15 protein-coding genes are annotated in these 13,517 nt (G+C 49.8%); 1 reads left to right on the forward strand and 14 read right to left on the reverse strand.

Going from position 1 to position 13,517, the window contains the following annotated elements; all coding sequences use genetic code 11:
* The coding region (locus ABYW01_RS04640; RefSeq protein WP_372831348.1) for an SCO family protein at nucleotides 1-524 on the forward strand (524 nt) is incomplete at its 5' end.
* A gap of 5 nt (nucleotides 525-529) precedes the next feature.
* On the opposite strand, the gene ABYW01_RS04645 is transcribed toward ABYW01_RS04640, so the two are convergent.
* From ABYW01_RS04645 to ABYW01_RS04710, 14 genes are all read right to left on the reverse strand, one after another.
* Nucleotides 530-1,018, reverse strand: a complete 489-nt coding sequence (locus tag ABYW01_RS04645) for a hypothetical protein (RefSeq protein ID WP_372831349.1) — start codon at nucleotides 1,016-1,018, stop codon at nucleotides 530-532.
* Nucleotides 1,018-1,554, reverse strand: a complete 537-nt coding sequence (locus tag ABYW01_RS04650; protein WP_372831350.1) for an elongation factor P hydroxylase — start codon at nucleotides 1,552-1,554, stop codon at nucleotides 1,018-1,020. The genes ABYW01_RS04645 and ABYW01_RS04650 overlap by 1 nt, the downstream gene beginning before the upstream one ends.
* Nucleotides 1,551-2,225, reverse strand: a complete 675-nt coding sequence (locus tag ABYW01_RS04655; protein ID WP_372831351.1) for a hypothetical protein — start codon at nucleotides 2,223-2,225, stop codon at nucleotides 1,551-1,553. The genes ABYW01_RS04650 and ABYW01_RS04655 overlap by 4 nt, the downstream gene beginning before the upstream one ends.
* A gap of 93 nt (nucleotides 2,226-2,318) precedes the next feature.
* Nucleotides 2,319-4,091, reverse strand: a complete 1,773-nt coding sequence (gene soxB, locus ABYW01_RS04660; protein WP_372831352.1) for a thiosulfohydrolase SoxB — start codon at nucleotides 4,089-4,091, stop codon at nucleotides 2,319-2,321.
* 85 nt (nucleotides 4,092-4,176) lie between these two features.
* Nucleotides 4,177-4,599 carry a hypothetical protein gene (locus ABYW01_RS04665; protein ID WP_372831353.1) on the reverse strand — a complete coding sequence of 141 codons (423 nt, stop codon included), beginning with the start codon at nucleotides 4,597-4,599 and terminating at the stop codon, nucleotides 4,177-4,179.
* 14 nt (nucleotides 4,600-4,613) lie between these two features.
* Entirely contained in the window at nucleotides 4,614-5,480 is an 867-nt protein-coding gene (gene soxA / locus ABYW01_RS04670) for a sulfur oxidation c-type cytochrome SoxA (protein ID WP_372831354.1), read from the reverse strand.
* Nucleotides 5,481-5,534: 54 nt separating this feature from the next.
* Entirely contained in the window at nucleotides 5,535-5,852 is a 318-nt protein-coding gene (gene soxZ / locus ABYW01_RS04675; RefSeq protein ID WP_372831355.1) for a thiosulfate oxidation carrier complex protein SoxZ, read from the reverse strand.
* A 21-nt stretch (nucleotides 5,853-5,873) separates the two neighbouring features.
* A complete protein-coding gene (soxY, locus tag ABYW01_RS04680; RefSeq protein ID WP_193953542.1) occupies nucleotides 5,874-6,335 on the reverse strand; it encodes a thiosulfate oxidation carrier protein SoxY in 462 nt (153 codons plus the stop codon).
* Nucleotides 6,336-6,374: 39 nt separating this feature from the next.
* Nucleotides 6,375-6,737 carry a sulfur oxidation c-type cytochrome SoxX gene (gene soxX, locus ABYW01_RS04685; RefSeq protein ID WP_193953544.1) on the reverse strand — a complete coding sequence of 121 codons (363 nt, stop codon included), beginning with the start codon at nucleotides 6,735-6,737 and terminating at the stop codon, nucleotides 6,375-6,377.
* Between the two features lie 85 nt (nucleotides 6,738-6,822).
* Complete coding sequence (locus ABYW01_RS04690) at nucleotides 6,823-7,854, reverse strand: c-type cytochrome (RefSeq protein ID WP_372831356.1); 1,032 nt, start codon at nucleotides 7,852-7,854, stop codon at nucleotides 6,823-6,825.
* Nucleotides 7,838-9,172, reverse strand: coding sequence for a sulfite dehydrogenase (gene soxC / locus ABYW01_RS04695; RefSeq protein ID WP_372831357.1), 1,335 nt, complete (start codon nucleotides 9,170-9,172; stop codon nucleotides 7,838-7,840). Before soxC ends, ABYW01_RS04690 begins: the two co-directional genes overlap by 17 nt.
* A gap of 328 nt (nucleotides 9,173-9,500) precedes the next feature.
* The gene (locus ABYW01_RS04700; protein WP_372831358.1) at nucleotides 9,501-10,808 is read right to left on the reverse strand and encodes a sigma-54 interaction domain-containing protein; all 1,308 of its coding nucleotides are present in this window, start codon (nucleotides 10,806-10,808) and stop codon (nucleotides 9,501-9,503) included.
* An 86-nt stretch (nucleotides 10,809-10,894) separates the two neighbouring features.
* Entirely contained in the window at nucleotides 10,895-11,674 is a 780-nt protein-coding gene (locus tag ABYW01_RS04705) for an enoyl-CoA hydratase (RefSeq protein ID WP_372831359.1), read from the reverse strand.
* A gap of 573 nt (nucleotides 11,675-12,247) precedes the next feature.
* Nucleotides 12,248-13,027, reverse strand: a complete 780-nt coding sequence (locus ABYW01_RS04710; protein ID WP_372831360.1) for a helix-turn-helix transcriptional regulator — start codon at nucleotides 13,025-13,027, stop codon at nucleotides 12,248-12,250.
* Nucleotides 13,028-13,517: the final 490 nt, after the last annotated feature.

Genomic DNA, 13,517 nt, shown 5'->3' on the forward strand with positions numbered 1-13,517 from the left:
CGCAGCCCGTCGATGAGCGCATCGCATTAGGTGAATCACTGGGTGGGGAGTTCAATCTGCAAACCAGTGAAGGTCCACTGAAGCTGTCTGATCTGGCCGGCAATGCCGTGGTACTGTATCTGGGGTACACCAGCTGCCCGGATGTATGTCCAACGGGATTGGCTGTGCTGTCTCAGGGGATTCATGGACTGAGCCCGGAAGAGCAGGCACAGGTACGCGGTGTGTTTATGAGTGTTGATCCGGCCCGTGATTCGCTGGATACGCTCAAACAGTACGCGGCTTTTTTCCATCCCAATATTGTCGGTGCTACTGCTGACCGGGCCGAGATCGATCGGGTGGTAAAACGTTACGGTGGGTTCTATCGCATCGGTGAGGATACTGGTTCCGCAGCCGGTTATGCGGTGGATCACTCCTCACGCCTCTACCTAATCGACAAGCAGGGCAAGCTGGTCTCCACACTGATGCATAGCAGCACGCCAGCTGATGTAACCTCTGGCCTGCGTAAAATCCTCAATAACGGCTGAGTTTTTCAGCACATACTACAGCCACGTAATCGGGTATCGAAGTGGCTGTAGACCTCTAGGCAGCTCTCTTTTTCTGGGAAAATTCCCAGATGCTGCACTTTATAGCGATCGATAAAGTCCACAGCGTTAAGTCCTGCCCCCTCCTCTAATCGCGTTACCCGATACGATTTGTACCCCACCCGGTAAACACCTTCATAAGGCTGATGCCATACACCTGAAACAAACACAGGCTGCTCCAGCGGCGTAATCAGGGCAGGTACTTTAAGCGGGTTACTGCGGTGCAGCTCCACAAACCACAGCGCCTGTGACCGGGTATCAAATACACCCAGTACATAGGCTCGCTGCAGTTGAAGTTCCCATGCATAGAGGTAGCAGGAGGTATCCTCGCCCTCCCGCCGTGTATAGAGGTAATAGTGATAGTCAGCTTCACCCCAATGCTCAAGACATCCATTGTCATCTGGATATCGAGCGTATGGGACGAAGTGATCGCGCATTAACGCCCTTCTAGGCTGAACTGAGCCGGTTGCAGTGGCGGTTGCTTAAACGCCACCAGCATCGCTTCAACCAGCTGACTGTGCCGGTCAGGCAGACCGTTTTCCAACAGGTGGTGCACACGATCATGCACACTTTGTCGGAATGATTCACTGGCACCAATGCCACCACTGAGGTTATCTGCGGAGAAGTTAAACTTCAGACCACAGGCCTGCGCCATGATCCACTCAAGCGCCTGCGGTGCCACCTCTACCTTCTCAAACAACGCCTGTTCATCCGCGGTGCGGCCATCCGGTTTGTACCAATAACCGAAGTCTTCCAGCTTACGTCGCTCTTCTCCGGCGACACACCAATGGGCGATTTCGTGCAGCGCGCTGGCAAAGAAACCGTGGGCAAAAACAACCCGGTGGTGGGGATTATTCTCATCCGCAGGCAGATAAATAGGTTCGTCATCCCCTTTCACCAGCACGGTGTTGTGGGTGTCACGAAAAAGAGAGTTGAACAGGTTAATCAGTTGAGTACAGCTTGGTTCGCTCATTGTTCCAGTAATTGCCACTTGTTCTGTTTTAACCACCATACGCTTCCTGACTGCCGATCAAGTCGTGCAGCCACAAAACCCTTGGCATCTTTGTCCGCGCGTTCAACGCTCACTTCATAGATAGAACCGGCTACATCAACACCGTCATCCAACGCCATCCATACGCCGCCGTCTGCCAGCCAGCTCTCGCCGCTATATCGATCGTAACGTATCAAAATCCATTGCCCGGATACGGTGTAACAGGACACAAACCGGTAACTCCCATCCTGCATTTGCAGACTGATCTCATTCGCCGTTTGTGCCATCTGATCCAATAGCAAGGCGAACTCATCGGCTGACGGCTCCCCTCCCTGGTCAGCGTGCCCGGGTGAATTACGTCCACGTTTCATATCCTGAGATAACGCGTGCAACTGAACTTGCAGGCTCTGTAGCTGTTCCAGCTGGCGGGCACTTTGAGAGCGCACGTTCAGTACCTGCTCCTGTACCGCCGTTAATCGATTGGTCATCTGCTCAACGGCAGAAGCTACATCGTTTTTGTTATCCGTCTCCGCAGCAGGCCTTGCCACGACCGGTGTCTCAGCAGAAGGCGTTTCTTCAGGCTGAACGTTCGCTGCATTGCAGCCAAATAGCAGGCACGAAAATAAAATAGGTATCGTTCGCTGTAACTTCACACCGGTCTCCGCACGCTGAATGATCGGAGCCTATTGTAAACAAAAAAAGGGGCTATATAAGCCCCTTTTACAACACCATCCCAGCGGAATTGGTTACGTTCGTGGATACCCTGCAATACCTGGGTTACCCGTAACATTCTTCAGCAGCGGTGTATTCAGCTTGTCCACGCGCGCTACCTTCTTATCCCGCAGATCATTCGCAACTACATCCCAGATATCCGGACCTTCAGAACGCGCACCTACCGTCGCCCAGCCGGCTACTTTGTAGTCCTTGTTCATGTCGATCTTCTCTCCATTATCCAGCGTCATCTCACTGATACGAGAACCGACGGACTTGCTCGGATCACAGACGTAATCAAAGCCGCCAACGCGCACCATGTCTCCACCGGATTGCAGGTACGGTTCAGGATTGAAGATATTATCCGCCACATCTTCCAGAATCAGCTTCAATTCAGAGCCTTTCATCGGACGCACATAGGTTTCCGGATACGTCAGACACGTCTGATCCAGCACATGCTCCATCTTCACAACCTGCCCTTCCAGCACGGTTGTTCCCCAACGGAAGCCCGGCGACAGTGATACTTGCGCATCAAGCTGATTACGCAAGGCGTCACAGATAACCTGGTCAAAACTGCCGTTGAAATTACCACGACGGAACATCACTTCATCCGCGATAGCCAACTCTTCGTTCAACCAATCACTGTATGGCGCACGTATATCCGTAATCAACTGAGTCATCGCCGGATCTGCTGGCAGCAACTCAGAGAAAACAGGCATTAGGCTATATTTATAGCCGTGTACCTTGCCACCCCGTACATCCAGATCCATCACGCCAACGAATTTACCGTTGGAGCCAACGTTACATACCAGTGTCTGACCGCCATCGTTCTTCACGATGGTTGGCTGTGGCACACCATCATGTGTATGGCCGCCCAGAATCACATCTATCCCGTTGACGCGGGACGCCATGGCGAGATCCACATCCATACCGTTATGGGAAATAACGATCACTGCATCCGGCTTTTCTTCTGCACGTATCTGGTCTACCAGTTCCTGCAGTTCACGGTCAAAAATGTCGAAGGACCAATCCGGTATAAAGCGCGCCGGGTTCGCAATTTTGGTTCTTGGGAACGCCTGACCGACAATCGCAATACGAGCACCACCCATTTCCCGCATGGTGTAAGGCTTGAAGACCCGACCACTGTCTTCGTCGAAGATGTATTCATCAGCCCCGTCGAATAGCGCATCTTCGGTAATCATCACGTTATGGGCCAGGAACTCACCATTAAACGCTTTGATGTTTTTCAGGATCTCTTCCTGATGATAGGTAAACTCCCAGTGGCCGGTCATAATATCCACCCCCAACTCGTTGGTCGCTTTTACCATGTCCATGCCGCGAGTTTTATAGGAGGTTCCCGATCCCTGCCACGTATCACCACCGTCCAGTAGTAAGGTATTTTCACTGCCATATCCTTCACGCAGGCGATTCACCAGCGTTTTGATATGAGCAAAACCGCCCACTTTACCGTACTTCTGAGCGGCTTCATTAAACTTCAGATAGGTAAACGCATGCGCTTCAAGAGAGTTGGCCGTCAATCCAAAGTGGTTTAATAACTTGTCACCCACTAAGTGTGGCGCCTGACCATAAGCAGAACCAATCCCCAGATTGACACTGGGTTCCCGAAAATACACGGGATTCAGCTGCGCATGGCAGTCTGTAATATGCAGCAAACGCACATTACCAAAATTAGGTACTTCGTAAATGTCAGCAGTCTGTTTCTTTGCTGCAAAGCCCGTTGCTGGCAGCAGTCCCGCTGCCCCCGCCAAGCCCAATAGCTGGGCAAACTCACGGCGTGTCATAGACATAGGTAATCACCCTCTTAGAGCAACCAAAAAAGGAAAAATGCCCGTAGCAGGCGATGCTACAGGCATTTTTTAGGTAGGCAGAGTTTTACTGAGGTACTGACAGGTGCCAGTTGCTCTGCGCGTATGCGTGCTGCTGAATACCCATACGAGAGTGGTATTTGGCCTGAGCAGCCAGATCCAGCGCTTTACGGTATTCGCCCGCATCTGCGGCCTTTTGTGCATCCTTCAAGATGCCGCCCGTCAACTTCCACTCAAAGCCCAGTTTTGCAGCTTCTTTGTTTTTGGCTTTCGCTTTTGCGATCAGATCCAGCGCATTCTCTTTTGTCGCTGCAACTGCGGCCTCAACTTCCTCTTCATGGTTGGTAGAAAAGTTCTTACCGTTCCATTCAAAGGTGTGATTTTTACCGTACATTGCACGATTAGATTCAAATGCTTCCTGAAAGCTTTCCGCTGAAGCAAATGTGGGAGCCAACGCCAGAGCGGCAGCAATGGTAATAATTTTCTTCATTTTGCATACCCTCCTTATTTACGTGCACCAGGACCGTTAACGACCAGACCGTTGTTCATGTAAGACTGGAAGAATTCCAGATTACGATAAACCTCAACCTGATGGCTGAGCGGCTTAGAACGGGAGTCTTTGTGACAGCCCTTGTAACGGCGATGCAACGTACCCAGTTCGCCCCATTTTGAACGGAACACTGGGAAGTGAGACGTGTGCCCCAACTGCGGGCTCGGCAAATCAGCACGGATACGGATATTCGCACCTTGTACATGGCAATTCGCACAAGACAGGTTCAGCTGGCCGCGTTTGGCGTAGAAGAACTTTTTACCGTCCAGATACGCCGCTTTGGCACGAGAGTCATCGGATGGGATTTCAATGTTGATCGGCTTATCACGAGAGGTCCATGCCATGTAAGCAGAGATCTTAGCGATATCACCTTTCGCCCATTTCAGCGGTTTTTCGCCATTAGCTTCGCGACACTCGTTAATCTCCATCTCCAGAGTTTTAACGGTGCCTGCTTCTTTATTCCAGTATGGATAATTCTGACGAATACCTACACCGCCATTTTCGAAGCAATCGGCATAACCTTTGCCGTTGGCAAAGGGTGTATTGAACAGGGTTTCACCCTCTTCAACTGCGAACTCGTAAGGAGGAAACTCTTCAAGCTCTTCCCACTGTTCACGGGACGATGCGTCCACAGCGTAAATACCATTTACATAGTCAGAGATCTCTGACTGCGGAAAACGGGATTCAAAATAGTTCTGCAGCGCAATGCGGTCTGCTTCAGGATTAACAGTCGCCAGGTCGAAACCTGAGTCGGCAGCCTGTGTCATCTGAGCCGCCGCAGCGACACCTAACCCAAGCGCCAGTTTTTTTATTATTTTCATTAGTCACACCCCACAGCTATAACCGGAACGGTGAATCCGGTCATTAGACCGGAATTACTTAACTTTCACTGTCTCAGTAGCAGACGCGCCGGTATTCTCTTTCCAGGTCATTACCAGCTCATCGCCTTTAGCGCCGCCCGCGAAGTTGAACGCGATGTATGGGTTTTTAGAAACAGCTGTACCCAGGCTCGCTTCGAATACGATTTTGCCGCCGTGCTCTACCTTCAGCTCCTGCAGAAACTTCGCAGGAATCAGCTGACCGGTTTTCTTGTCTTTGCGCTGACCACTTTCCATGATGTGCTTAGCCATCATTTTTACTTTGGTCTTGCCACCGGACGCTTTTGCTTTAACTTTCAGAATCTTCTTAGCCATCTTCTTATCCCCTATGTCCGATTAACCGCCACAACCACCGATGGTAACTTTGACCTCTTTGGCAGCGCTGTACAGCTTACCGTCAGCCTTAACAACTGCGGTTACCTTGGAGGTTTTACCCATACGCAGACGGGTAGAAACATCAGCTTCGGTACCGGCAGGGATCTTGAATTCAGCAACCAGAGGGTTCGGGTTGTTTTCGACGAAGATGCTGATGCTTTCAACATTTGCCATCTTAGTGCGAACAGTCACTGGGACAACCGCGCCGTTTTCTGCAATATCAGGTGCTTTCAGGGTAACTTCTGCGCTCTCAGCAGTGTCAGTAGAACCCAGCAACGCATTCATTGCTGCATCTTGTTTGTCCGCTTTAAATGCAGACTCAGCCCATGCTGCCATCGCTGCACGCGGCATCATTACGCCTGCACCAATCAAAGCACCACCAGCCGCAATCGCTTTAACGACCGTACGACGATTCATACTCATTCTAAAATTCCTCTCTCTTTATCACCCAGTGAGCGGGCGTCAGAACTGGTAAACGTATTCAACAACTGCGTCGATCTCTTCCTCAGACAGAATCCAGTGCTTGCCCAAAGGCGGCATGATTGTCAGAGGATTATTTTTGGTTGCATCCCAAATCTGCGCACGCAATTTGCGTTTATCCGGGAATCGCATCTTCATGCTAAGAATGGGCGGTCCCTGGTTACCCGCCTGGGTCGCATCAGGATCACTGATGGCGTGACAGGAAACGCAGTTCCCCCGCGATTTATTGAGATACACTGCCTTACCGAGCGCCAACTGATCTTCTTTGGCCCCAGCAACAGCAGGAGCTGCCGTTACCATTGCCAACAGACCCGCCGCACAAATAGAGGTGGTCAGCTTACGCATTGTTACTCCTCCGGAACTGTCTTTCTGACAGATTTATTATTTTTATGAGAAAGGCCCATATAACAGGGCCTTATTAGTTTATTACTTACTGGCTAGATTCAACCATGTAAGCCACGGCTTCTTCAACCTGTTTATCACTAAGGTCTACACGTCCGCCTTTCGGAGGCATCACGCCAGTTTCACCGCTGAACCCTTTAATCGCATGGCTCACCATCGTAGCCATACCTTGCTTGATACGTGGCTGCCACGCATCGGAATCACCTATCTTAGGAGAACCGGTTAAGCCAGACCCATGACAAACTTTGCACGCACCTTCATACGTTGGTTTGCCGGCCACTGCTTTGTCGGATAAAGCTGCAGCTGCGCCATGACCACCCGCAGATACCTCCTCCCCACGCAGATTTGCCTTACGCACTTTCTCTTTCTGGGATTCCTGCTCCATCTGTGCTTCATGGGACGCAGCAGGTGCATCTGCACCTTCAACAAAGTGACCAACCGGCGTGATCCCACGCAACGTGCCTGCAATATTTAGCTGTTTAGGATCCGCACAGTTCTTCATACAACGGGTGTTCTGAACATCCGGACGGGGATCAACAAAGAATCCATCTTGATTCGGCATTTTGATCGTTGCCAGAGAGTTTTGATCCAACACGAAGTCTTCTTCGACTATTTCGTTCAGATACAGCACATAGGCGGTAATGTGATACACCTGCTCATCAGATAAAGAACGCGGCGCGGTGAACGGCATTGCGCGACGAATGTAGTCGTACAGGGTGGATGCATACGGCCAGTAGGAACCTACAGTTTTTGTCGGACGCTCCTCAGTCAGGGTATCCCGACCGCCTGCCAGTACCGGCCAACGACCTTCGCCTTCACCAAACAGGCCGTGACAGGTGGCACAGAACTGCTCATACAGTGCTTCACCTTCTTCCACACTGCCCTGCCCTTTAGGCAAGCCTTTACCGTCGGGACGGATATCAATATCCCAGCCCGCAATCTCTTCAGCTGATGCAGTTGCACCGATACCCAACTTTTCAGCCTGTACCGCCGTACCGGTCATCGCCAATGCAGCACCCAGAGTCGTCGCAATTAAGCTTTTCTTAAGTGATCTGAACATTGGTGATACCTCCGTTCGGTGCAACCTTCCAGGTATGAATTGAGTTTTTGTGGTAGATAGAATTGCCGCCACGTACATCACGCAGCTGCTTCAGCGTTGGCTGAACATAACCGGTTTCATCGATCGCACGGGACTGCAGCAACCATGGCTGTCCGTCCCACTTAGTGACCAGACTGAAACGAGTTAATGCCTTGTCCAACACCAGACCTTTCAGATTTGCTGGCACCCAGCTCACGCCGCCATCAAAAGAGATATCGACCCGCTTGATCCGGCCACGGCCTGACCATGCAATACCTTCAATCTCCAGGAAGCCGCTTTTGGCAATTGGGTTTTCAGGACATGGGCTGGTGATAACCGAATTGGTTTCCTGTACGAACGTAAACTTGCGCGCACGGCCGTCAGGCATCAGATCGGTATACTTAGACGTTTCTTCGCGGTGATACCATGGCTTGTCACCCACTTCCAGACGACGCAACCACTTGATAGAGGTATTACCTTCCCAACCTGGATTCAGCAAGCGCAGTGGATAACCCTGCTCGGGACGCAGGCGCTCACCGTTCTGAGCATAAACAACCAGTGTATCTTCCAGTGCTTTTTCCAGAGGGATAGAACGGCTCATGTGAGAACCATCAGCACCTTCCGCCAGAATCCATTTACCTTCAGGTTTAACACCGGCTTCTTCCAGCAGAACTTTGAGTGGGACACCGGTCCACTCACAGCAGCTGAGCATGCCGTGGGTAAACTGCAGCGCTTCCATCTGCGCGCCTTTCCACTCCATACCACCGTTTGCCGGACACTCAATAAACTTAATCTGAGAAACAGACGGGAAACGCATCAGATCTTCCATGGTGAAGATAATCGGGCGTTCTACCAGACCGTGGATAATCAGACGGTGCTCTTCCATTGGTATTTGCGGCACACCACCGTGATAACGTTCAAACACCAGACCGTTCGGAGTGATAATCCCCTTGAGATCCTGCAGCGGCGTCATCGAGATAGACGCAATAGAATCTGCAGTCAGCCATGGTACTGTACGACGTACCACGTGTTTTTCGTACTCAGATGGGTGACCGTATGGGTTTTCTACAACCCCATGCCCCAGCTGTTTCCCCCACGCAGGTTCATTTGGTGGCAAGTTTGCGGTATTCACTTCTTTCGCAATTGCACCACCAGCCATAGTGGTCGCTGCCATTCCCCCAACAGCAGCTATCCCTTTACGCAGGAAATCACGGCGATCCCTGATAGACAGCTGATCTGCTTCCGCAGCCATCTGAGCCATCAATTCTCGCGTGCTGGGTCCTTTTATTATATTGGACATTTAAGCCTCCGAACGCTTAGTACCGAGCAAACGCATGTTATTATAATATTTATGGAATAACGTTATACCAATACGACATATGCAAAAATTCGACTATCGTATAGCCAAGATCTTTTGCAAACCATCAGGTCATATTGTTCAGTAAATCACGGACTTTTATATCGCAATGGAATAACCTTATTACAACAATTAAATAGTAACAGCTAAATTAGCGTTTGTGCATGCTTTTTTGGGGATCCTCCCCGCACATGAGACCAATGGTTGAGAACAACTGATACTTGTTAAATGTGAAGAGGAAAAAGAATGGGGTTGCCCGGTCAGGCGTAGATCATGAGGGCTTAAGTTTTCGATAGAGGGTACGTTCACTGATGCCCAACGCGTCTGCAAGTGCTTTATTATCCCCGGCAAACTGCGCCTTTAAGCGCGTCAGGTAATCGTGTTCTACCTGCTCAAGCGATTTTATCTGCCCTTCGTTGTGATCACTGATAATGAGCTGTGATCGGGATATCGCGGCGGGCAACTGTGGCAGATCAATGATCCCGTTATCGCTCAACAATACCGCTCTCTCGAGCAGGTTTCTCAGCTCCCGAATGTTACCTGGAAACGGGTAGCGCTCTAGTGCAGAGATTGCCTGAGGGCTGATGTTAATCGCATCGCCACCCGGAATCCGCCTAAGAAGCACGTCAACTAACAGCTCGATATCCCCAGCGCGATCAGATAAGTTCGGTAACTCAATGGGGAACGCGCTGATGCGATAAAACAGATCTCGCCTAAAGGCACCTGCTTCAACCATGTCCTCCAGATACCGGTGCGTTGCACAGACCAGACGAAAATCTGCGTGCTGCAGCTCTACGCCACCCACCGTTCGATAGGTGCCAGTTTCGATCAAACGCAGCAATTTCACCTGAAGCGACAGAGGCACATCGCCAATTTCATCAAGAAAGAGCGTTCCACCGCGTGCAGCAGAGACCAAACCTTGCTTACGGTTAACGGCGCCAGTAAAGGAACCACGCTCATGTCCGAACAGCTCACTCTCGAATAAGCTTTCACTCAATCCCGAACACTCTACGGTGACAAAGGGCTCAGAGGCGCGTCGACTCTGGTCGTGGATGGCTCTTGCTACAAGCTCTTTACCTGTACCCGATTCACCCAGCAGAAGCACTCCAATCTCGCTGGGAGCGGCCCGTTGCAGCATAGATAACATCTGCTTGAATGCCTCAGAACGTCCCACCATACCATCTCCTTCGGCTGTTGGACGTGCCACGCGTACGAGATGCATGATTTCCAGAAATCCAAACAGCTCCCCATCCGCTCGGTGAACCGGCGCCAACTCTACATCCACATGTTCTTGCCCATGCGGTGTGTTATGGATATGTAACATACGCTGACGTGAACCGGTTTCGACACAGCATTTCAGTGGGCAGGACTCGCCCTCCTGATCACAGGGTAAGTCGTAGCCGTGTGAAACTTCGTAGCAATGACGCCCGGTTATCGGGTCATCGAAAGGGAAATGATTCTGATAAGCCGTATTGGTGGCGAGGATCTGATAGTCGAGGGACAGTATTGCAGCGGGCTCTGTCAGAGCCTCTAAAATTGCAGCCACTTCAGGCAACGCATCCAACGATTGATGAGACATCAGATAATTCCGGCAGAAAAAGAAACGACGACTTTACTGCCGGACATTTTTACATATAAGGCAAAACTAATATAGATCCATCAGGATCAGCGATGACTCCAGTTAGGTTTCCGCTTCGTAATAAAAGCATCGATCCCTTCCTGTGCATCATCCGTTAACATGTTGTCCGTCATCACCCGTGCACAGCTGGAATACGCCTCGGCCAGCGTCTGTTCGCTTTGTTTATAAAATGCCTGCTTTCCAATGGACAGAGTCTTACGTGATTTGCTGGCGATCTTACCGGCAACCGCAGCCACATAGTCTTCCAGCTCATCAACAGCCACCACCCAATTCACCAAGCCCATTTCTGCAGCTCTATCTGCACTGATCAGATCACCCAGCAACAACAGTTCCATGGCATGTTTCGGCGCGACCGCCCGGGTTAACGCAACCATCGGCGTCGAGCAGAACAACCCAATATTCACACCGGGGGTCGCGAAGCATGCATTGTCAGCTGATACCGCCAGATCACAACTGGCAACCAGTTGACAACCTGCCGCCGTCGCTACGCCATGGACCTGAGCAATAACCGGAACGGGCAGATTTACAATACGCTGCATTAACGCCGAACAGGTATCAAACGTGGCCTGATAATACGCTTCATGCCCTTCGCCCAGCATCTGCTTCAAGTCGTGCCCCGCGCAAAAACCTTTACCGCCACCACGGACCACCACCACTCGCACTGAGATATCTTCTGCAATCTTGTCCAGTTCAGCCGATAGCGATTGCATCATCTCCATTGAGAGTGCGTTGTAGGCATCCAGACGGTTAAGTGTCAGGTAACATATTCCGCTGGAATCTTCCCGCAGTAAGATCTCGCTGCTCATTTCTATCTCCACGTCAGGTTATTGTTGTTATCACTGCCGAAAACACAATATACGGGACTACCCTTATACTAACAAGCATACCTAAAGTCCTCTTCTGCACCCGTGATAGCAACGCGAATAATCTCACCTGCAGGATAGAAATTAGGAATTATTCCTAGATTTATTCGATCGTACCTATGCTATTTTTTAGGAATACAGAAAACAATAAGACAGCGGACCAACCGGCTGCATACAGCTCGACATCAAGGAGGGCATTAACCCCATATTTCAGGAGCGAACACCATGGAGAATGCATGTGTGCTTTGTTTTAACCTGGTGATGCTGAATAAGCCTCACCCTTCGTTAAAAAAAATCAGTGAGCTGAACAACAGCGAGCTTTACAAATGCTCTTGCTGCTTTGCGTTTCTACATAAATCGAATGATATGTGGGAAGTAATAAGCGGAGGGGATTTTACTAGAGACGACTGCGCCAGTGACATTCGCGACAGCACAAACGATGTTCACGAGCATCCCGCCGATACAGCGCCCTAGATAATTGAGTGACGGAACTCAACACCTATGACGCTGCTTGGTTTAAAGAATGCCGGATTGATACAAACGCGCGATAAGCTGGGTTTTGTTCCGTGCGTTAAGTACTTTTTTTGCACGCGTGATGTGATAAGTCACACCTTCTTCTGTCAGCCCTAAATGATCCGCAATCATTTTTACCGACATACCTTCCGCTGTCATACGCAAGATATTGGTACAGGTTACAGAGAATACCGCATGCCTGACATAAGGATTGGTTTCTTTTGAGCCATCCAGTGCCAACAATTTATGGCAGCGCTCAAGCAACGGCAGGAGTGAACCAGAAATGTCTTTATACAGCTCAGTAAACTCCGCTGATGACTTCCCGTGATACAAACCAAAATAGTTAAACCAGGGTTTATCTGCATGCTTACCGACCGGTATATAAGCGCGCGATGCAACATTGTATTGCTCCCAGAAGCTTTCCACCAATGGCGTGGAGCTCCCTGCGCGTACATCAGTCACCAGCACCTCTGCACTGGTCGGCAATACTGACCAGAGCGGATCTAACGTAGCCACTTCCCGATAATAACGAGACACTATATGCTCGGGCAAAGAGCCCTGAGTATCGACGCCATAGCTACGTTTAGATACAGAAAAAAGAGAATCCTTAGACGCCAGATCGCGCGGAACAGAAGAATAAGTAAAGTAATGAAAACCCAGCTGGCGTAATAAAACTTCCAGTTCAGAAAAAATCTTATCCCAGCCGCATTCGCTGATCAGAATATTACCACTAAAGACCGTGGACGGCTGATCCGATCCCAGAACAGAAACAGCATCATTCATTGGATGTAAGCTCCGCTAACTGACAGCGGGAAAGCCTCTTCAACGCTCAAAACTTGAGCATTACAACTGATTAAACTTAAGCCCACAAAACTGAAACAGAACACTGTTCTTTCTCTGAAATTTTGTTTTATTTTTGTAACATACATAAAAACAAAGATCATTGCACTCAACCCATGTAACGGCGGGTATAATAATCCAACAGCCTTTTATAAGAAGTACAAAAACCTATAGTTTCAATGTATACCCGACACTCAAATAAGCCTACCTGCTGAACCTGTTGTATTTAATCAGATTATTACCGAACAATCCGGCATTTAGGTCAACAAAACTGCGATCTTGAGTGTTTAAATCAAATCATAATTAAAACAAACGTTTTACTAAATCTTTTATGAAAATTTCATACTATTTTCTTAGTCAGAATCCCCCTAGTGTTCGAATTCACACATACTGACGTAGCGAATCGTTGCGCATATACTGCACGATATGAAGC

The sequence above is a fragment of the Pontibacterium sp. genome (assembly GCF_041587635.1).
GTDB lineage: Bacteria > Pseudomonadota > Gammaproteobacteria > Pseudomonadales > Balneatricaceae > Pontibacterium.